This window comes from Acinetobacter entericus (assembly GCF_026168575.1).
GTDB classification, from domain to species: Bacteria; Pseudomonadota; Gammaproteobacteria; order Pseudomonadales; family Moraxellaceae; genus Acinetobacter; species Acinetobacter bouvetii.
Genome location: NZ_JAPEQW010000007.1, coordinates 92089 through 112037, shown reverse-complemented (window position 1 = coordinate 112037; position 19949 = coordinate 92089). Strand labels below are relative to the sequence as shown.

The following is a 19949-nucleotide window of genomic DNA, read 5'->3' as shown; positions in this document are numbered from 1 at the left end:
ATGAGCTTTTTTCAGTGCTTTAAATACTTGAGTTTACATACGGGTTTCATCTCAAGTATTTGATTTAACCTTTTTTAGCCCATTGGCATTAAATCAAACATTTTCTTTAATTGAGCATTTAAGTCGCTCAACTCTTGATCATCAAAAGCGTTCAAAATGCCAGATAGCGTCACTTGGCTGATTTGATTGATTTGCTCAACCAGCGAATATCCTTTTTCAGTCAGCTTCACCATTGAAATCCGCTCGTCCTGATCGGATGAAAACACTTCAACAATATTATCTTCAACCAGACGGTAAACCGCTTTGGTTGCGGTGGTCAGCTTTAATGTAGAAAGATTCGCAATTTCGGTAATGCTTGCTTGGCCTAAGGCATTGGTGCTTAAAATAATTTTACGGCGAGTATTGTCGATGCCTAATTTTTTTATAGATTTTTCAATAAGCTGGCTGTATCTGCCATTCACTTGAGAGATCCAGAAAAAAGGATAATTTTTCAAGCTGTCAGGTTCATTATTCGGCAAAAACTGTTCTAAGTGAGTAAGCATAGTCAAATTGCGACTTTATAAACAAGATATAGGCCCATTATACAAATTATTGAAATATTTTCTTTCTTAATTTGGTTAATAGTCGCTTGACAATTACACGGAATTTTACGATATTTAATTTAAGGATAAAAATACATGGAAAAGTGAATGAATATTGTGGCAGAGAATATTCAATTAGGATCAGGGAAATTAACCGTGATGGTGAAAGATTCTATAGATATTCAAGGTGTTAAAACAATTTCAGGCAGCCGCGCCTTGGAAGATACTGCGCCGGCAGCTCGAAATGCTGAAGTGATCGAGCATATTCTAAATGCGGACTGTATGATCACAGCAAAAACCAACTTGCATGAGCTGGCTTTTGGTATTACCGGCATTAACCATGCATACGGCACACCTGTAAATCCTAAATATCTTGAACTGATTCCGGGTGGTTCATCCAGCGGTTCGGCTGCTGCGGTTGCGGTCAATCTAGCAGATTTTACACTGGGCACAGACACAGGCGGTTCGATTCGCATGCCTGCTGCCTGCTGCGGCGTATATGGTTTAAAGCCGACATTTGGCCGAGTCAGCCGTCAAGGCGTACATCCAGCGCAAAGTTCGCTGGATTGTGTTGGGCCATTCGCCAATTCAGTTGAAATGATCGAAACCGCAATGCAGATCATTGATCCGACATTTACAGCGCAAGACAGTACTGCTGCACCGAAATTGGCTTGGCTCAAGGTTCAGGCCGAGGCAAGAGTCACAGAATGTATTGAAAACTACTTAAAGCAAGCCAATTTGCAGGTGGAGCCTGTGGACGCTGCCTCTTTTGAAAAGGCCTTCCATGCAGGCATGCAAATTATCAATTATGAAAATTGGCAGGCTTATGGCGAGTTGACCAAAACAGGGTTAATTGGTGCAGATGTTCAAGGGCGCTTATTGAAAGCAGCAGAAACAACTTTGGAACAGGTTCAGCAAGCTGAACAAGTGAAAGCTGAGTTTACGCAAGAAATTGATGCGCTGCTTGAGCAATATGACGCCTTGCTTTTACCGACGCTGCCGCAAATTCCACCGAAAGTGGCCGATGCTGAAAATACCGTTGCATTCTTAAACTTAACGGGTTTGGTTCGTCCATTTAATTTGTCTGGACATCCAGCAATTTCAATTCCATTAGAAACAGAACAAGGTTTACCAGTTGGACTGCAGATTGTAACCAAACGCAATGCGGATGAGCAGCTGTGTGCAATTGCAAAATTTGTCGTGAAGGCAGCGCAATAAATTACAAGGAGTTAGGTAATGAATGATTTATCTAAAGGATTTAGTTCTGACAATACAGCGGCAATTGATTTTGACGCATTGTGCAGTGAAATTCGAGAGCGGGCGGTGACTGGTGAATTTGACCAGCAAGCTTATGTGAGTCAAGACATCATCGATAAGCTTAAACAGCTGGGTGTGTATCGTGCGCTTGTACCGAAACGTTTTGGCGGTTTGGAAGTTTCACCGCGCGAATTTTGTGAATTGATTGAAAAACTGTCGATGGCGGATGGCTCGGTAGGCTGGGTTGCAAGCTTCGGCATGAGCCCTGCATATTTAGGCAGTTTGCCGGAAGAAACACTGCAGCTTTTATATAAAGACACGCCTGATATTGTGTTTGCGGGCGGTATTTTCCCGCCGCAGCCTGCTGAAATTACCGATGAAGGGGTGATGGTGAAAGGACGCTGGAAATTTTCCAGCGGCTGCATGGGCGCAGATATTGTGGGTGTGGGGATTTCTCCGCGCAAAGACAATGAGTCACAAGGCTTACCGCGTATGGCTGTGATGCCTGCAAAAAAAGCCAAAATTGATATGACTTGGGACACTGTAGGCTTAAAAGGCACAGGCAGTCATGACTTGGTGGTTGAAGATGTGCTGGTTGCGAAAGAATGGACATTCGTTCGCGGTGAACCATCAAAATTGCCTGAGCCATTTTTTAAATATCCATCGCTGTCTTTGGCAACGCAAGTTTTAACTGTTGTGGGGATTGGTGTTGCGGCCGCGGCTTTGGATGAGTTTAAAAAGCTTGCACCCGGTAAAGCATCGATTACAGGCGGCGCAGAAATTGCCAATCGTCCTGTCACTCAATATGAGTTTGCGCAAGTCGAAGCAGAGTTTAAGGCAGCGCGCACATGGTTCTATGAAACGATGGATGCGGTGTGGAACGAAGTTTTGGCAGGTCAAAAACCGGCCGATGAACAAATCAGTGATATGCGTTTGTCTTGTACCCATGCTGCGCGCGTTGCTGCCAAAGTTACCCGCAAGATGCAAATGCTGGCAGGCATGACCGCGATTTATACCAATAACGTATTTAGCCGTTTTGTTAACGACACCAATGTGGTGACGCAGCATGCCTTTATGGGTGATGCAACTCTGCAAAATGCAGGTTCGGTGAGCTTTGGTTTAAAACCAGCTCCTGGCTATTTATAAGCGCTGTGCAAACAAGTGAGTTTTGAAGATGAATGACATGGACTTGACGGCAATCTTAACCCGCTTAGCCAAACTTGAAGCAGACGCAGCGATCCGTAATTGCATCAACCGCTATATGGAAATCTGTGATGCTTTGGATGCCAATACGGATCTTGATGAACTGATGGCGTTATTCGACCAAGACAGTATTTGGGAAGGGATTGGTGAAAAATATGCCAAGTCATTTGGACGCTACGATTCATGGCAAGCAATTTATGACATGTTCAAAAGCTATACCCAAAAAGAATCGCATTTTGTCATGAATGCCCACTTTGTGAGCTCAGAACAAATTTATGTAGAACAGCAGCAAGCTGATGCCTCTTGGCTCATGCTGCAAACTTCAACTTTCCGCGACGGCCGCAGCCATTTAAATGCAGCAAAACTCAGTGTGAAGTTTCGGCAGCAGGCAGATGGTTCTTGGAAAATCAAACATTTCCAGACTGAAAATATTTTTAGCCGCCCAGTGTCACACTGGAACAGCACGGCTGAATTGCCTGTGCCAAGCCAAAATTAAACTAAGGATTAATGAAAAAGGATAATTAACATGAACAGTATCATTCCAATGCAAAACATTGATATTGATTACAGCGAACTTGTTCAAAGTGATCGAGCGCATACCTCTTTATATAAAGATGCTGCAATCTTTGAAGATGAAATGGACAAGATTTTTTATAAAACATGGGTTTGGGTGGCACACGCGAGTGAAATCCCAGATGCGGGCAGCTATAAGACCATGAATATTGGCAAGCAGCCTGTGGTTGCGGTGCGTGACCGCAAGAAAAAAGTTCATGTATTGCTGAACCGCTGCCGCCACCGCGCTGCGACTGTTTGTGAACATAAAAAAGGCAAAACCAACAGTTTTGTTTGTCCGTATCATGGCTGGAGCTATGCTCTGGATGGCAGTTTACGCGGTGTTCCATCGCCAGAAAGCTATGGTGAGTGCTTGGACAAATCAGAGTTTCCATTGATCAGCCTGCGTGTTGAAGAATACAACGGCATGATCTTCGCATCATTCAATCATGATGTAGAGCCTTTGGAAGATTTCCTTGGTGCTGCGAAAAAATGGATCGACTTGTTTATGAAACAAGGTGCGGGCTATCCAGTGAAAGTATTGGGTGAACACCGTTTTACTTTCCCAGGCAACTGGAAAATCCAGCTGGAAAATACCACTGATGCGTATCATTTCCCGTTGGTGCACAAATCCTTCCTCAGTTCTGTGGATGAAAAAACTGAAGAACTCTTCAACTTTGAAAACCAGCCGGGCTATGTCGAAGATTTGGGCAATGGCCACAGTGTGATGGTGATGATTCCAGAATTGGTTGATCTTGAAGAAGATTTACTGGAACGTCCAATTCAGGAGCGTTTTGAAGATCTTGCGCAAGCTTTGCGTGATGAAGGCCATGAAGAGCTGGAAGTTCGCCGTATTGTGCGCGCAGTGGGCGGTTCAGGTTTTAACTTAAATATTTTCCCGAATATCGCCTGCTCAATGGCGTTCTTCCGGGTTATGCAGCCGATTTCAGTGGATAAAACTGAAATTCACCACTCTGTCATTACGATGGATGGCGGTCCGCAAGTCGCGAATCAATACCGCTTGCGTTTGCATGAACATTTCCAAGGCCCATTTGGTTTTGGCACACCAGACGATGCTGAAGCTTGGGAGCGTGTACAGCACGGTGCAAGTGCAGGAGAGGATTTATGGATTATGCTGAACCGCGGCTTGCTGGGTGAAGTCAAAACTGAAGATGGTTTAAAAAGCGATGTGAGTGCGGAAACAGGGATGCGAGCTGCTTATCAGCAGTGGAAAAAGTTGATGACGGCTTAAGGAGAAGAGCGCCATGAAAATTGATTTAAATTTATTGAATGAAGTTACGGCTTTTGTTTGGGCTGAAGCCGATATGTTAGACCATTCTGAACATAGCGCATGGTTAGACCTTTGGAATGAAAAAGGCGTGTATATCATTCCAATTGATCCAGCATTGACGGATTACGAAAATAATTTGAACTATGCCTATGACAATCACCATATGCGTAAATTGCGTGTAGACCGCTTAGAAAATGGCGAAGCGATTTCAACTGCACCTAAAGCCAATACGGTGCGCAGTGTTTCTCGAGTCCGCATTGTGAAAGATGAAGACGGTGAAATTGTTTTGCGCTGTGCACAAAACTTGCGTGAATTCCGGAAGGAAAACTTAAAGCATTATACCGCGGATGTGACTTTCCATTTGGTGCGTGATAGCGAACAAGGTTTTAAAATCAACCGTAAAATTATTAACTTAGTTAACTCCACCGATACTTTGGCAGGTATCAGTTACATTCTCTAGGAGAGAAAGATGAAACACGTTGTTTTAGTGACTGGTGCCGCTTCAGGTTTGGGAAATGTCATTGCCGAGTATTTTGCCAGTCAAGGCCATCAAGTCATTTTATCGGCAAGCACTTTGGAAAAAGCTGAAAATGCTAAGGCGAGAAGTGCCTATGCAGCGCAAATGTTTCCTTTGAAATTGGATATTTCAATTGAGGCTGACTTTCATGCCGCTGTGCAATGGATTGAGGAAAAATTTTCTAAGCTGGATGTGTTGATTAACAATGCAACAGTGACTAAGGCAACGCCTGTTTTAGAAATTACAGCTGCAGATTTTGACTGGGTGACGCAAGTCAATCAGCGGGGTACGTTTCAGGCCTGCCAGATCATCGGTAAATACATGGCGGATAAGGGCTATGGACGCATCGTCAATATGGCGTCATTGGCTGGGCAAAATGGCGGCACGGCAACAGGTGCGCACTATGCAGCAACCAAGGGCGCCATTGTGACTTTGACCAAAATTTTTGCCAAAGAATTTGCAGCAAAAGGCGTAACGGTAAATGCCGTAGCACCAGGGCCAATGGAATCGCCAATTGTGCATAGCGTGGTGTCGGACGAAAAAATGGCGCAGTTTATTCAGAATATTCCAGTCAAGGCTTTAGGCAGCATGGAATTTATTGCTGAAACGTGTGGATTATTGGCAAGCCCGAATGCTGCGTTTGTCACAGGCGCAACGTGGGATATTAACGGTGGATTATTTATGCGTTAAGCCTTTGGGCGCGGCGCATAAGAGGGAGAAAAATCATGACTACACTTTATAATGTTGTTGTCAAAAACCGTCATGTTGAAGGTGAAAATGTTGCAGTCATGGAGTTTGAATCTGCAACCTCTACAGCTTTGCCAAAAATTGAAGCAGGCGCGCATATTGATGTGCATCTGCCAAATGGCATGGTGCGCCAATATTCATTGTGTCAAAACCCAAGTCAGCACGGGGTGTTCCGCTTAGGGATTTTACGTGATCCAGAGTCGCGCGGCGGTTCAGTTTCTGCTTTTGATGACTTAAAAGACGGCATGCAGATTCAGGTCAGTGAACCTAAAAATCTATTTCCCTTAGTACCAGCAAAACATAGCGTGTTGATTGGCGGCGGGATTGGAATTACCCCACTCATTACCATGGCGTATCAGTTGGCGCAAGAAGGTGAGTCTTTCGAACTGCATTACTGCGGTGCAAGCCCTGAACGCTGTGCATTTGTGGATGAAATTAAAAACGGCGCACTCGCTGCATTCACAAAGTTTCATTTTAAATCAGAAGGTGCAAGCCACCGCGAGTTCTTCGAAGCGGCCATTAAAGATATTGATTCAGCAAGCCATATTTATACCTGCGGTCCAAACGGCTTTATGGACTGGGTGATTAATTTAGCTGAGACACAGAACTTTCCTGAGCATCAGATTCATAAAGAATATTTTCAGGTTGAAGTTGAAACAGGCGGTGATGCGTTTGAAGTCGTTGCACAGCAAAGCGGCAAAATCATCATGGTGAATGCCGAAGAAACGATTTTACAGGCATTAGCACGTGAAGGCATTGAAATTGAAATGTCATGTGAGCAGGGCGTATGCGGCACCTGTATGTGCGATGTGATTGAAGGTGAGCCAGATCACCGAGATGTGTATTTCACTGATGAAGAAAAAGCCAGCAATGAGCAAATTTTAGTGTGCTGTTCAAGATCAAAATCAGCGCGGTTAGTTCTCGATATTTAACAGGCTATCAAGTATTTCGGTTGATCGAGTCCTTATGGAATTAGGACAAAAATTCAGGAGAGAATAAAATGAACGCATTAAAAATCATGGATAATGTGCAAATTGATCCAATGAAATTCCGCCGTGCTTTAGGTAATTTTGCGACAGGTGTGACCATCATGACTGCGCAAAATGCTGAAGGTGAAAAAGTGGGTGTGACAGCAAACAGTTTTAACTCTGTATCACTCGATCCTGCTTTGATTTTGTGGAGTATTGATAAAAACTCTTCAAGCTTTCATGTATTTGAGCAGGCCACACATTTTGCTGTGAATATTTTATCGGGTTCACAAATTGAACTTTCCAATAAATTTTCACGCCGCAATATCGATAAATACGAAGGGACCAGCTATCGTGAAGGTGCTGGAACAGCGCCAATTTTAGACAATTGTTCTGCGGTATTTGAATGTGAGCGCCACCAAATTTTAGAAGGCGGTGACCATTGGATTATTGTCGGTAAAGTGGTGAATTTCCATGATGAAGGACGCAGTCCGCTGGTTTATCATCAAGGTGCTTACTCTGGTGTGACTCCGCATCCATTATTGCAAGTGAAAGGCTCTGTCGATCTCGATGCAGATGGCGTCGGTGAAATGCATCAAGGGCATTTGCACCGCAATGTGTGCTATTTAATGAGCCGCGCGTTTAAATTCTATCAAAATGACTATATTCCAAAGCAATTAGTCACGGGGTTCAGAACCAGCGAAGCACGTTTGCTGCTGGTTTTAGGCAGCGGTACGGCTTCAAGCAAAGCTGATTTGCCGCGCGACATTGCAATGCCAATGCGTGAAGTGGAGCAAGCAGCTGAAATTCTGAAAAAAGATGAGCTTTTGGTTGAGAATGATGGTTTTTTTAAATTAACAGATAAGGGCAAGAAAACGGCGCATTATTTGTTTGATATTGCTGACAGCCATCAAAATGAAGTCTTAGCAAAATACTCGAAAGATGAACAAGACTCATTTGTTAAAATTTTAAGAGATATTGCAGGCGTCAAATAATTGTTGATGATCTGACTAACGAACTGACTGAGTGAATATTGCGTCGGTTCGTTAAAATTTATTCAGCATTCTGCTTATACATATTTTAGCGCTACTCAGGTTTAGCAATTTAGTTTAGCAGATTCAAAAATATTGCTATTTGGAGAATAAGAATGACCAATGATCAATGGAACTGTAAAAGTATTAATGAGTTATTAAAAGCGATTGAAAATAGCAAAATCAGCTTAGAAACGATCATTGATTCATTTTATTCAAGAATTGAACAATGCGACCCCGATATTCAAGCGTGGCAGCATCTTATTTCAAAAAAAGAATATTTAAATCAATATTATAGTAATGAAGATTTTTATAAAAATTCGGTTTTAAAAGGTTTGCCTTTTGCTGTAAAAGATGTGATAGATACCGCAGGCATCGAAACCCGTATGGGTTCAAAAATTCACGATAACCGTGTTCCAAGTATGGATGCAGCAGTCGTTATTGCAATTAAAAAGGCTGGCGGCATATTAATGGGTAAAACGGTAACCACTGAATTTGCATTTTTTAAATCTGGAAAAACGCAAAATCCGCATGATCCAAAGCGCACACCAGGTGGTTCTTCAAGTGGTTCAGCGGCGGCAATTGCAGCCTTTATGACGCCGTTTGCATTAGGTACACAAACAGCAGCTTCTGTAATACGACCTGCTGCATATTGTGGCTGTGTGGCATATGTAGCAAGCCATGCAGAATTTTCGCTCAGAAACATTCAACCACTCGCGCAATCTTTAGATAGTTTGGGCATGTTTTCAAATGATTTCTTTGACTTAATATTGATGAGAAGAATTATTCAACTACGCAGTGATTTGCAAGCTAAACAAAACGTTAAAGAGAATCTAAGAATTGGTGTTTATTCTGGAGATCAATTAGGTGAAATAGAACCTGAAATGCAACATGCAATAAAAGGGTTTATGAGTAGGGTACAGCGTGAATCCATCACATTTGTATATCTCCCAGAAGATATCGACATTAAAGCCTTGGCTGATCATCATTATAAGATTATGGCATTTGAAGTGGCGCGAAATTTACAATATGAATTTCATACGGGTTTAATGGATGAATATATTACTGAACTTATTCATGCCGGTTTGAATATGGCTCATGCTGATTATTTACAACACCTTCAATCCGTTGAAAAAATTAAAACAGACTATGTAAATTGGATGAACAAGGCATCTATTGATTTTACGATTGCACCAGCTGCACCGGGCATTGCACCACTCGGCCTAGAAAAAACTGGACAGCCTTTTATGAGCCGTCCATGGCAAGTCATGGGTTTACCTGTAACGACTTTCCCTATGGCGCATCAGCAGAACATGCCACTTGGTATTCAACTGGTGGGTAAATTTCATCAAGATGATGAATTGTTAGAGCACAGTGATTATCTATATAAATTGTCGCAATCTAAAGGTTGAAAGTTGAATGAATAGCGAATCTTTAAAAGCCTGATACATGAACAAATAAGATATTACAAATATTGAATATGTATTATAAGGTCGTTATTACAAGGATGAATAATTTTTTTTGAAAAAAATGGCTATTACCAAAACAGGCAAGGATGGGCATGTGAGTAACAGTTTTTGATTATTTCATCTATTTCAACCGAGGTACATGGAGTGAACAACTCTAATAATGCCATGAGTACATGGACACTGCATATTTAAGGGATATGTGGAGAATTTCAAACCCGATTTGATAGACAAAGTTCATTGTTTATTGGAGAAGTAAATTCGTTTTTACTGGGGAAAACTGAAATCGCTTTTATTAAAAGCAACGCCAGTTTCATTGAACGAAAACCTGAAATATTGGATCGGGCCAACGATCGTTTTTGTTTTCTTATTTTGCAATATACTGGCAAAATTCTTCTGAAATAACGCAGTGAAAACATATATTTAAGCGATGGTGATATTATCCCGCTGGATTCCAGTGAACATATTGCGATGTACCCACAGGGCTTGTTTAGTCATATTTCTGTCCATCTTTCGCGTGAAAAACTGTTTAAGCAGGGTATTATTACAGATTATTTTGGCAAACTTATCAGCCATAATATGAGTGCTCATTTACTAAAAATATGCTGCAAACGATGTCCAGTGACAATATTGGATTTTGGTATGCTGAGGAAGATGGTAATGCATTTGAAGATGCTCTGATTGCCTTAATGAAACCGACCATGAATTATGCAAATGTTCAGGTCGGTGATTCGTTAAAATTAAAAGCAGCGCGCCATATTCTTTAAAATTTAATGCAGAGCAGTCTTTCACCTAAAGTTGTGGCCGATCATATTGGCGTGTCATTAAGGCATTTATACCGTTTATTTATGGTCGATCAGCAATCTATGGCAAGTGATTTGACCCGTGTAAGCTTAGAGTTGGGCGGTAAAGCGCAGGAACGTACAGGTTATTTTGTTGAACCAACGCTTTTAAAAGTTAGTGGTGTTGATGATCCTTTTTCATCGAAGAAACATTTGGTCCAGTAGTAGATGTGATTCCATTTGAAACGGATGAAGAGTTGATCGAAATGATGAATCATTCTCGTTTTGGTTTAACTGCGAGTTTATGGACCAATGACTTATCTAAAGCATTGCGTTTAATTCCACAAATCGATGCGGGATCTATCTGGATCAATATGCATACATTCTTAGACCCTGCAGTCCCATTCGGGGGGTAAAAGCTTCAGGTGTTGGACGTGAGTTTTCAGATGCCTTTATCGAAGACTATACCGAAGTTAAATCTGTGATGATTCGTTATTAAGATGACTATAACAATAGTTATTATAACTGCAGGTATAACTAAAGTTATATCAACAGAGAGTGAGGCCTGATAGCCAAAATGTGTTTGAAATTAGGTCTGCCATAATCATCTATGGCAGATCTATTTTTTTGAGTTAAAACTAAACGGTATTTGAATCAATAATCCAAAGTGATGCTTTGCTGACTAGATTGATCAATCTGTTTTTCGCTTACCGCATCTTCTTTACACTTATAATTTTCAAATAAAGCCAATTGATCATTAAAATGGACATCAAGTTTTCCATTTTGATCAATAAAGCCGCTTTGCCCAGGCGCTAAAATTGAGCACATAGTGACCTGATTCGGATTTAAAACAACTCGAAAGGTCGCACTGCCGGTATTGCCGTAAGTACTCAGCTTTTGTTGATATTGTAAATCAGCCCATGGAATGCCAACCGAGTTTTTGGCAGAGAAGCCCATCGTTGCAACAGGAACTTTCCAATCATTTGGGTTGGTCGATTTGTATTGTTTAGCAAGAACATTTAGTGCATCTTCTAAAGCTTTAAGTACCACTTCATCACTCGATTTGCCTTGTAAGAAATCAACCGTTTGGGGGACGCTTGCTTGTTTCCCTTGAAGGGCATTCCAAATTAATTTGGATGCGCTGGCTGGTTGAGCACTACGTGCATCATTATTAACAGGATAAAGCGTATCGGTATAACGGTTATAAATACTTTCAGATAAATTCGGTTTTAATACTTGTATGATCATTTGATCGAGCCACGCTCGCATAATTGCTGGGGCTGCGCCTTGATAATATTTTGCCTCACTATCTGGACGCAATTTAAGATCCCAATGGGCAAGTAAGGGGGCAACTGTTTGAGCTAAAGCTGATGCTTTAGGACTTTGTGCTGCCTTGATCATGTAAGGCATAAAATACCGTGCATTCAGGTCAGACCAAGCTGCTGTTTGGTTGATATCCCAAATATCTTGTTGGTTAAACTTCGTTTTACTTTCCAGTGGTTCAATGATCTCATTGACTCGGTCTACATGTGAGTAATTTGAAGAGTCTGCACGTAATCCAGCATATGCTTTGTTATTCCAACTGCTGATATAGCCTTTTTGAGGATTTAATTCTTTTGGATTATGAGCAAAGTCATAATAACCCCGCCATTCCATTGTTCCATCGCCGCGGGCTGGGAGCTGAATATTTTGATCATCTGGACGGATGGGTAGACGACCTAATGCTGCTACGCCAATATTATTGTGGGTATCTGCATAGAACCATGTAATTGATGCTGCAACTCGTTGAGCTTGATTCAGGAATTCATCCCAATTGCTTGCTTTGGCTGCATTTGCCCAACCGAGTAGTGTTTCAACTTCAGCACCTTCCCAGCTGCGTTTTTGTGCATATGCAGTATTATTCTTTTCATCCCACGTGCTGACGAAACCTTGTTTACTCTTATAAACGTCTAATACCGAGTCTGCCTGATTACGGACTTTAATTTTGATTTGAGAATGTTCGAATGGAATATACGCTCCATTGAAAAGGTATTCCTTGGCATTATTGGGATTGAGTGTCAGCTGATAAACATCGTTGGTATCGAGGGATCCGACTGTTGAACCCCATGCAATCTTACCATTCGTACCAAACAAAATTGCAGGTAAGCCAACTGGGGTAATCCCCGTTAAATCATAGCCCGCACCATGTAAACCCACTGCATAGGTGATGGCAGGAGTGTACCATCCTTGTTGAGGGCCATTGTACAAAATGGCTTGTCCTTCTACAGTTTTATCTCCACGAAGTACCCAAGCATTACTTGCGGTAGGTACGCCATCAATCACACTTTTGCCCATAGCAATGCGGGCTTTTGCCAAATAGTTTTTTGCCGCAGTATTGGAGATAGGCAGAATACTTTGCTTTTTTTCTTTCTGACGAGCAGATAATTTGGGTTTCTGTTCAGATTGGATAATCGTTGGCGCACTTGGGTCATCCAGCCAACGTAATTGTTGATAAACTTTGAGACCCTCTTCCTGACCTTTTTCTTTTTGTAATTGCGTTAATAGATCTAAATTTGCAACCTCTGAACTGGCAGAGAAGAACCGGTTTAAGATTAATCCGACCCAGACCATTGCGATGTCTTCTGATTGCCATGTTGAGGGCTTAAAGTTGTAATCAATAAATTCTTTTGGCATAAGTGCAGGGTCTGCCGTGACCTCATTCACTCGTTTATTAAATCCAGCTGCATATCCTTCAAAAATTGCACGATCTTCTGGTGAAAGTTGAGCAAGCTGCTGTTTAATATGTTGGGGATCAAAACGGCTATGCGTTGCAATATCATATTGTAAATAATCTGGGCCAAGGACTTCAGCCACGGTGCCGTTTCCTGTACGTTTTGACATTTCCATTTGGAATAATCGGTCTGTCGCTACAGCGTAGCCATAGCCATAGAAAAGTCCAAAAGTATCTTTGGCATAAACATGCGGTGTACCGTAACTATCACGCTTAATGGTGATCTGTTTTTGCACAGGCGCGGGTTCTAAATTGGAGGAGGAATTACAACCAGACAATAAGATAAAAGTTAACAATCCATATTTCATTAAATGCTTGGTTTGGAGAGATTTCGGCTTGGAAGTGTAATTTATCAATCTAGATATCCTTATTTTTGACAAGTAAAAGAGAAACATTTATGACTTCTTCTCAGAAGTTATCTATTCACTGAAGAGTGCATAGACTCCTGATTAAAACTATTACTTATCCATGGAATATTCCACTATGTAAGGGGTATATATTTATACCTTTGGTCTTTTCTCCTAGCAGATTGAAATAAAAAATGGCCATGCACTGACCATTTTTATAAAAATTTTGTAGATTGCTACAGTAAAACTATGCATTTAAAAACTGATTTAGAATGTAATTAAATACTCTAGGCTGTTCTATATTGGATATATGAGATGCATCAATTTTAAATAACTGACTATTTGGAATATGCTCCACCATGTATTCCCCATCAGCAATGGTGGTTACAGGGTCTTGTAAGCCTGCCACGACAAGCGTTGGGACCGTAATCGTTTTAAGTTGTTCACGAAGATCCGCTTTAGCCAAAGCTTCACAGCAACTTGCATAACCTTCTGGGCTGCCAGCACCAAGGTCGTTACTTAAAGATTCTACAACTGCTGTGTTACTTTGGATAAAGGGCTCGGTAAACCAGCGTGATGCTGCTGTGTCAGCAATCGGTTTCAAGCCTTGCTCACGGACCAGCGCTGCACGCATATCCCAAGCGAGTTCTTGACCGATTTTTGCTGCAGTATTAGACACCACGACATGGTTAAAGCGTTCTGGGTGGTGAATGGCTAACCATTGACCTGTCAATCCACCCATTGAAATGCCACAAAAACTGGCTTTATTGATATTTAAATGATCCAGCAAATGGATAACATCAAGTCCTAATTGATCAATAGTATAAGGACCTTTTGGGGCAGAAGATTCGCCATGACCTCGGGTATCGTAGCAAAGCACAAAAAAATCATTTTGCAGTGCATCAATTTGCGGCTGCCACATACTATATTTTGTGCCCAATGAGTTTGAAAATATAATTGCTGGGTTATTCGTATCACCGAAGGTTTGGTAGTTGATTTCGGCATCATTCGATGTAAATTTTGGCATTTTACGATCCTTGATCTTATATTTTAACTTGATCCAGCATTTTTAGCCTGATCGAGTGTTTTGAGTAACAGCCTTATTCGCAGGGATGAAGAAGACTGCTCCGCAAAGAGAGATTCCTTAGACTCTTTCAATAATCAAAGCGATGCCTTGACCCACACCAATACACATCGAGCACAAGGCATATTTGCCATTAGTTGCTTCAAGCTGATTTAAAGCTGTGGTCACTAAGCGAGCTCCAGATGCGCCGAGTGGATGGCCAATTGCAATTGCGCCGCCATTTGGATTCACTTTTTCTGAACCATCGGCAATTCCTAAGTCACGAGTGACGGCTAAAGCTTGTGCAGCAAAAGCTTCATTCAGTTCAATCACATCCATTTGCTCAAGTGTTAAACCAGTTTGAGCAAGCAATTTTTTAATCGCAGGTGCCGGGCCAAAACCCATAATGCGCGGTTCAACACCGACAGTCGTTGCACCAATAATTTTTGCGCGGGCCTTTAAGCTGTACTTTCCAACTGCATCATCAGATGCAATGAGCAGGGCAGCAGCACCATCGTTAATGCCTGAAGCATTGCCTGCCGTTACCGTACCGTCTGCTTTCACCACAGGTTTTAATTTATTTAAACCTTCCAGTGTGGTTGAGGCGCGTGGATGTTCATCGGTATCAACCACAATCGCCTCACCTTTACGCTGTGGAATTGTCACAGCAATGATTTCTTTTTTGAAGAAACCTTGGGCTTGCGCTGCAGCCGTGCGCTGTTGGCTGGTTAAAGCAAACTGATCTTGATCAGCACGGTTGATGTTAAATTGTGCCGCGACATTTTCAGCCGTTTGCGGCATGGTGTCTACACCATACATTTCTTTCAGTTTTGGATTGATAAAACGCCAACCCATGGTGGTGTCTTCAAGTTTCTGAGCACGACCAAAAGCAGAATCAGATTTACCCATGACCAAAGGTGCACGGCTCATGCTTTCTACACCGCCAGCGATAATTAAATCCGCTTCACCTGCTTTAATCGCACGTGCTGCCATAGCCACAGCATCTAAAGATGAACCACATAAACGGTTTACTGTAGTTGCAGGCACTTGATAGGGTACACCTGCCAAAAGTGCAGACATACGACCGACGTTCCGGTTGTCTTCACCGGCTTGGTTGGCACAGCCATAAATTACGTCATCTACCAATTCCCAATTCACCGATGGGTTGCGTTCCATTAACGCTTTGATGGGTAATGCGCCAAGATCGTCTGCACGGACAGGTGCAAGACCGCCTGCATAACGGCCAAATGGGGTACGGATCGCATCAATGATGTATGCATTTTTCATGTTTCATTTTTCCTAGGAATCCTCCTAAATCCCCCTTTACTAAAGGGGGAAACTCCTCTCTTTAAAAAGAGAGGTCGGGAGGGATTAATTATCTTTGTGTTGCATCAATCAGCTTTGCACCCGTCATTGACTGCAATTCATCAAAGCTTAAACCTTCAACTTTTTCAATCACTTTCATACCTTCAGCAGTCACATCAATCACGCAAAGGTCAGTATAAACACGGTCTACGCATTTCAGGCCTGTTGCAGGGTAGCTCAATTCAGCAACAATTTTCGGTTCGCCTTGTTTGGTCACATGATCCGTGGTAATAAAGACTTTTTTTGCACCAACCGCTAAATCCATTGCACCGCCCACCGCAGGAATTGCATCTGGTGCACCGGTATGCCAGTTCGCAAGATCACCATTTTCAGCAATTTGGAATGCACCCAATACAGCAATATCTAAATGACCGCCACGCATCATGGCAAATGAATCACCGTGATGGAAAAAAGCACCGCCAGTGAGCATGGTGACAAATTCTTTGCCCGCATTGATCAGTTCAGGGTCTTCTTCGCCTTTTGCTGGTGGTGGACCGAATGCCAATAAACCATTTTCAGAGTGTAGAAAAACATCTTTGTCTGAAGGTAAGTAATTTGAAATTTTAGTCGGTAAACCTATGCCCAAGTTGACATAAGCGCCATCAGGAATGTCTTGCGCCACGCGTTCAGCAATTTGATCACGGCTTAATTTGGTATAACTCATTTTAAAATCTCCGTATCCAATTATTGAGCAGGTTTAACTTGAACAACGTGTTGAACAAAAATCCCTGGAGTGATGATATGTTCTGGATCAAGCGCGCCAAGTTCCACTACTTCCGACACTTGTGCAATGGTCACATCTGCCGCCATGGCCATAATTGGACCAAAGTTACGCGCGGATTTTCGGTACACCAAGTTGCCCCAGCGGTCGCCTTGCTGCGCTTTGATTAAAGCGAAGTCAGCACGAATCGGGTTTTCCAAAACATAATCTTTACCTTCATAGTTCATGGTCGGTTTACCTTCCGCCAGCAGCGTACCAAAACCTGTAGGTGTATAAATTGGGCCAAGTCCCATGCCCGCAGCTTGGATACGGCACGCTAAGTTGCCTTGCGGCACCAGTTCAAGTTCAATTTTTCCTGCACGGTACAGCTCGTCAAATACCCATGAATCGGACTGACGCGGGAATGAACAAATGATTTTACGCACTGCGCCAGATTTTAGGAGTTTGGCTAAACCATAGTCGCCGTTGCCTGCGTTGTTGTTAACAATGACAAGGTCTTTGATGCCGAGTTCAATCAGGCCATCAATCAGTTCCGCAGGCTGTCCTGCTGTACCGAAACCGCCAATCATCACGGTTGAACCGTTTTTAATTTGGGAAAGAGTTTCCACAAAGGAAGTTGAGCTTTTATCAATCATCTGGCTAACCTTATCTGCATTTTCATGAATTGCTATGCGTAAATATCGCTTCAAAATACTTATGCATAAAAATTATGGCGTTGCCATCATTTTACAAATTGAGCGTTAATTTGAAGCTTGTTTGTTGGATCATTCAGCTGTAAATAGCAGTTTCTAAAATGGATTCAAACCACTCTAAGGTATTAGAGTGGTTTGATTTTTTTATCAGGTGTCATCTTCACGAATTGAAGAAGGATGACGATTTAAGGCAGTCACTTGAATATCCATGTAAGGGTAGAGCGGTAAGCCTTGCAGGATATTGTGCAATTCTTCATTGCTCTCAACATCAAAAATACTGATGTTGGAATATTGGCCCGTAATACGCCAAATATGACGCCATTTGCCTTGTCGCTGCAAATCTTGAGAATAAGCCTTTTCAACAGCTTTAATTTCATTGGCTTTATCACTTGGCATATCTAAAGGGATATGTACGTCCATTTTGACTTGGAAAAGCATGATGTCTCCTTAAATTATTGACGACGCATGTTGTCGATTTTATTTTCGTCCAACTCAATACCTAAGCCTAAACCCGTTGGAATTTTCAGCTCAAAATTTTCGTATTGGAGTGGAGTTTTTAAAATTTGTTCGGTCAGCAATAATGGGCCAAATAATTCAGTACCGTACGCTAAATTGCTGAATGTTGAAAATACGTGTGCAGAAGCAATAGTGCCTACAGGGCCTTCCAGCATGGTGCCGCCGTATAAGTCGATACCAGCAAGATTGGCAATTTTCCCAACTTCACAGCCTTCAATTAAACCGCCTGATTGTGCAATTTTGACTGCAAAAACAGAGGCTGCATTACGTTTTGCCAATTCATAGGCGCTTTGCGGACCCATTAAGGATTCATCAGCCATGATGGCAATATCGAATTTACGGGTTAAGCGTTCCATCGCATTGATATTGTTGATCGTGCAAGGCTGTTCAATCAGGTCAACACCGCCATCTTGCAGCATTTGAATGCCTTTAATCGCAGTCAATTCAGACCAAGCACGATTGACATCGACACGAATGGAAACGTCATCGCCCAAGGCTTTTTTGATCGCCAAAACATGTTCAACATCTTGTTCCACAGGGCGTGAACCGATTTTGAGCTTGAACACATTGTGACGTTTGCTTGCAATCATTTTTTGCGCTTCAGCAATGTCTTTTTCAGTATTGCCCGAAGCCAGTACCCATAAGACTGAAATACTGTCACGCAAACGGCCGCCTAACACTTCACTTAAAGGCAAGCCAAGACGCTGCGCTTGGATATCTAATAATGCGGTTTGAATGGCGCATTTAGCAAAACGGTTGCCATTAATATTACGGTTAATGATTTGCATCGTTTGTGCGACATTTAAGCCATTTAACGTTTTTAATAAAGGCGAAAAATAGGTTTCAATATTGGTTTTAACACTTTCAGGGCTTTCTTCGCCATAGCCTAAGCCACCAATTGTGGTTGCTTCGCCCCAGCCGATAAAGCCGTCTTCCGTGCTTACTTTCACCAGTACTAAGGTTTGTGTTTGCATTGTTGCAACCGCCATCTTATGCGGACGGATGGTTGGAATCTCAACAAGCAAAGTTTCTATGGACTTATACATTGCAAATCTTTCTTCAGTGTTTATCTATTTATATACCCTAAGTTAATGTAATATCTTAAACTAGAGCAAAATCGGTATTTTTGAATACCTAAAAGGTATATAAATGGAATTAAGACATCTACGCTATTTTGTGACGGTGGTGGAAGAGCAAAGCATCACCAAAGCGGCTGAAAAGTTATGCATTGCCCAGCCGCCTTTGAGCCGGCAAATTCAAAAGTTAGAAGAAGAATTAGGCATTACTTTATTTGAACGCGGGTCTCGTCCGGTCAAAACTACTGAGGCGGGTATGTTCTTCTATGAACATGCTGTACAGATTTTAACCCATACTGCACAAGCGACGTCCATGGCTCGACGTATCAATGCAGTGGATAAGACGGTGCGGATTGGTTATGTCAGTTCATTGCTATATGCATTATTGCCGCAAATCATCTATTTATTTCGACAGCGTTACCCAGACATTCATGTGGAATTAATCGAGTGCGGAACACGGGATCAGATTGAAGCCTTAAAAGCAGGTAAAATTGATATCGGTTTTGGACGTTTAAGGTTAACTGATCCATCCATTATGCGTTTATTATTGCACAAAGAACGCCTTAAACTTGCTGTGCATAAAAATCATCATTTGGCAGAGTTTATTGACACAGGCGTGTATTTATCACAAATTCTCGATGAGTCGATTTTCTCTTATCCACTTACACCTAGACCTAATTTTTCAACCTTGATTCAGTCTATTTTTACTGAACTGGGTTTAGTGCCGAAGAAGTTGATCGAAGTCCGTGAAATCCATTTAGCGCTCGGTTTGGTGTCTTCTGGTGAGGGGATTTGTTTAATTCCTGAAAGCGCCAGTGATATTGGGATGAAAAATTTAATCTATATCCCAATTTTAGATTTGGACGCTTACAGCCCAATTTCCTTATCAGTTCGGAATATGGATCAGAGCGCGTATATTCCCAATATTTTAGAATGCATTAAACAAGTGTTTGAGGAAGAAGGGAGACCGATTCAACTGAAGGAGGATTAATGCGGTGTAATGT

Annotated in this window: 18 protein-coding genes and 2 pseudogenes; 12 read left to right on the top strand and 8 right to left on the bottom strand. The window is 42.0% G+C overall.

The features are described 5' to 3' along the window. Positions 1–74 precede the first annotated feature (74 nt). Positions 75–542: a MarR family winged helix-turn-helix transcriptional regulator gene (locus OKC24_RS07555; RefSeq protein ID WP_130146725.1), complete on the bottom strand. Its 468-nt coding sequence runs from the start codon at positions 540–542 to the stop codon at positions 75–77. 147 nt (positions 543–689) lie between these two features. Between OKC24_RS07555 and OKC24_RS07550 the strand changes: the two genes are divergently transcribed. From OKC24_RS07550 to OKC24_RS07500, 11 genes and pseudogenes are all read left to right on the top strand, one after another. Beyond that, a complete protein-coding gene (locus tag OKC24_RS07550) occupies positions 690–1799 on the top strand; it encodes an amidase (protein ID WP_130146723.1) in 1110 nt (369 codons plus the stop codon). A gap of 18 nt (positions 1800–1817) precedes the next feature. Then, positions 1818–2984: an acyl-CoA dehydrogenase family protein gene (locus OKC24_RS07545; protein ID WP_130146721.1), complete on the top strand. Its 1167-nt coding sequence runs from the start codon at positions 1818–1820 to the stop codon at positions 2982–2984. 28 nt (positions 2985–3012) lie between these two features. Continuing rightward, positions 3013–3537, top strand: a complete 525-nt coding sequence (locus tag OKC24_RS07540; protein ID WP_130146719.1) for a nuclear transport factor 2 family protein — start codon at positions 3013–3015, stop codon at positions 3535–3537. A gap of 30 nt (positions 3538–3567) precedes the next feature. Further along, complete coding sequence (locus OKC24_RS07535; RefSeq protein ID WP_131276285.1) at positions 3568–4845, top strand: aromatic ring-hydroxylating oxygenase subunit alpha; 1278 nt, start codon at positions 3568–3570, stop codon at positions 4843–4845. Between the two features lie 13 nt (positions 4846–4858). Further along, the gene (locus tag OKC24_RS07530; RefSeq protein ID WP_005406078.1) at positions 4859–5344 is read left to right on the top strand and encodes an aromatic-ring-hydroxylating dioxygenase subunit beta; all 486 of its coding nucleotides are present in this window, start codon (positions 4859–4861) and stop codon (positions 5342–5344) included. A 9-nt stretch (positions 5345–5353) separates the two neighbouring features. Further along, complete coding sequence (locus OKC24_RS07525; RefSeq protein ID WP_130146715.1) at positions 5354–6091, top strand: SDR family NAD(P)-dependent oxidoreductase; 738 nt, start codon at positions 5354–5356, stop codon at positions 6089–6091. Positions 6092–6126: 35 nt separating this feature from the next. Further along, positions 6127–7080: a PDR/VanB family oxidoreductase gene (locus OKC24_RS07520; protein ID WP_265464935.1), complete on the top strand. Its 954-nt coding sequence runs from the start codon at positions 6127–6129 to the stop codon at positions 7078–7080. A 68-nt stretch (positions 7081–7148) separates the two neighbouring features. Next, positions 7149–8111 carry a p-hydroxyphenylacetate 3-hydroxylase reductase component gene (locus tag OKC24_RS07515; RefSeq protein ID WP_130146712.1) on the top strand — a complete coding sequence of 321 codons (963 nt, stop codon included), beginning with the start codon at positions 7149–7151 and terminating at the stop codon, positions 8109–8111. Positions 8112–8263: 152 nt separating this feature from the next. Continuing rightward, positions 8264–9559: an amidase gene (locus OKC24_RS07510; RefSeq protein WP_131276283.1), complete on the top strand. Its 1296-nt coding sequence runs from the start codon at positions 8264–8266 to the stop codon at positions 9557–9559. A 252-nt stretch (positions 9560–9811) separates the two neighbouring features. Then, positions 9812–10482 (top strand): annotated as a pseudogene (locus tag OKC24_RS07505) (helix-turn-helix domain-containing protein); the annotation flags it as partial. Positions 10483–10515: 33 nt separating this feature from the next. Next, a pseudogene (locus OKC24_RS07500) lies at positions 10516–10894 on the top strand (aldehyde dehydrogenase family protein); the annotation flags it as partial. A 155-nt stretch (positions 10895–11049) separates the two neighbouring features. Here OKC24_RS07500 and OKC24_RS07495 read toward each other — a convergent pair. From OKC24_RS07495 to OKC24_RS07465, 7 genes are all read right to left on the bottom strand, one after another. Further along, a complete protein-coding gene (locus OKC24_RS07495) occupies positions 11050–13473 on the bottom strand; it encodes a penicillin acylase family protein (protein WP_228737992.1) in 2424 nt (807 codons plus the stop codon). A 286-nt stretch (positions 13474–13759) separates the two neighbouring features. Next, positions 13760–14539, bottom strand: a complete 780-nt coding sequence (gene pcaD, locus OKC24_RS07490) for a 3-oxoadipate enol-lactonase (protein WP_130146706.1) — start codon at positions 14537–14539, stop codon at positions 13760–13762. Between the two features lie 117 nt (positions 14540–14656). Next, on the bottom strand, positions 14657–15862 hold the full coding sequence (pcaF, locus tag OKC24_RS07485) for a 3-oxoadipyl-CoA thiolase (RefSeq protein ID WP_130146704.1): 1206 nt from the start codon (positions 15860–15862) through the stop codon (positions 14657–14659). 88 nt (positions 15863–15950) lie between these two features. Then, the gene (locus tag OKC24_RS07480; protein WP_130146702.1) at positions 15951–16604 is read right to left on the bottom strand and encodes a 3-oxoacid CoA-transferase subunit B; all 654 of its coding nucleotides are present in this window, start codon (positions 16602–16604) and stop codon (positions 15951–15953) included. Positions 16605–16624: 20 nt separating this feature from the next. Next, complete coding sequence (locus tag OKC24_RS07475; protein WP_130146700.1) at positions 16625–17296, bottom strand: 3-oxoacid CoA-transferase subunit A; 672 nt, start codon at positions 17294–17296, stop codon at positions 16625–16627. A gap of 204 nt (positions 17297–17500) precedes the next feature. After that, positions 17501–17791 (bottom strand): muconolactone Delta-isomerase, encoded by a 291-nt coding sequence (gene catC / locus OKC24_RS07470; protein ID WP_005406041.1) that lies wholly within the window; start codon positions 17789–17791, stop codon positions 17501–17503. A 14-nt stretch (positions 17792–17805) separates the two neighbouring features. Beyond that, positions 17806–18915 carry a muconate/chloromuconate family cycloisomerase gene (locus tag OKC24_RS07465; RefSeq protein ID WP_130146698.1) on the bottom strand — a complete coding sequence of 370 codons (1110 nt, stop codon included), beginning with the start codon at positions 18913–18915 and terminating at the stop codon, positions 17806–17808. Positions 18916–19018: 103 nt separating this feature from the next. On the opposite strand from OKC24_RS07465, the gene catM reads away from it, so the two are divergent. Beyond that, positions 19019–19936, top strand: coding sequence for a cis,cis-muconate-binding transcription regulator CatM (gene catM / locus OKC24_RS07460; RefSeq protein WP_130146696.1), 918 nt, complete (start codon positions 19019–19021; stop codon positions 19934–19936). The last annotated feature ends 13 nt before the right edge of the window (positions 19937–19949 follow it).

Excerpts from the sequence above, each read along its gene's own strand:
- pcaF (WP_130146704.1), bottom strand. The coding sequence starts at position 15,862 with ATGAAAAATGCATACATCATTGATGCGATCCGTACCCCATTTGGCCGT.
- OKC24_RS07480 (WP_130146702.1), bottom strand. The coding sequence starts at position 16,604 with ATGAGTTATACCAAATTAAGCCGTGATCAAATTGCTGAACGCGTGGCG.
- OKC24_RS07530 (WP_005406078.1), top strand. The coding sequence starts at position 4,859 with ATGAAAATTGATTTAAATTTATTGAATGAAGTTACGGCTTTTGTTTGG.
- OKC24_RS07515 (WP_130146712.1), top strand. The coding sequence starts at position 7,149 with ATGAACGCATTAAAAATCATGGATAATGTGCAAATTGATCCAATGAAA.
- OKC24_RS07495 (WP_228737992.1), bottom strand. The coding sequence starts at position 13,473 with ATGAAATATGGATTGTTAACTTTTATCTTATTGTCTGGTTGTAATTCC.
- catC (WP_005406041.1), bottom strand. The coding sequence starts at position 17,791 with ATGCTTTTCCAAGTCAAAATGGACGTACATATCCCTTTAGATATGCCA.
- OKC24_RS07510 (WP_131276283.1), top strand. The coding sequence starts at position 8,264 with ATGACCAATGATCAATGGAACTGTAAAAGTATTAATGAGTTATTAAAA.
- OKC24_RS07545 (WP_130146721.1), top strand. The coding sequence starts at position 1,818 with ATGAATGATTTATCTAAAGGATTTAGTTCTGACAATACAGCGGCAATT.
- OKC24_RS07465 (WP_130146698.1), bottom strand. The coding sequence starts at position 18,915 with ATGTATAAGTCCATAGAAACTTTGCTTGTTGAGATTCCAACCATCCGT.
- OKC24_RS07550 (WP_130146723.1), top strand. The coding sequence starts at position 690 with ATGAATATTGTGGCAGAGAATATTCAATTAGGATCAGGGAAATTAACC.
- OKC24_RS07555 (WP_130146725.1), bottom strand. The coding sequence starts at position 542 with ATGCTTACTCACTTAGAACAGTTTTTGCCGAATAATGAACCTGACAGC.
- catM (WP_130146696.1), top strand. The coding sequence starts at position 19,019 with ATGGAATTAAGACATCTACGCTATTTTGTGACGGTGGTGGAAGAGCAA.
- pcaD (WP_130146706.1), bottom strand. The coding sequence starts at position 14,539 with ATGCCAAAATTTACATCGAATGATGCCGAAATCAACTACCAAACCTTC.
- OKC24_RS07540 (WP_130146719.1), top strand. The coding sequence starts at position 3,013 with ATGAATGACATGGACTTGACGGCAATCTTAACCCGCTTAGCCAAACTT.
- OKC24_RS07475 (WP_130146700.1), bottom strand. The coding sequence starts at position 17,296 with ATGATTGATAAAAGCTCAACTTCCTTTGTGGAAACTCTTTCCCAAATT.
- OKC24_RS07525 (WP_130146715.1), top strand. The coding sequence starts at position 5,354 with ATGAAACACGTTGTTTTAGTGACTGGTGCCGCTTCAGGTTTGGGAAAT.
- OKC24_RS07520 (WP_265464935.1), top strand. The coding sequence starts at position 6,127 with ATGACTACACTTTATAATGTTGTTGTCAAAAACCGTCATGTTGAAGGT.
- OKC24_RS07535 (WP_131276285.1), top strand. The coding sequence starts at position 3,568 with ATGAACAGTATCATTCCAATGCAAAACATTGATATTGATTACAGCGAA.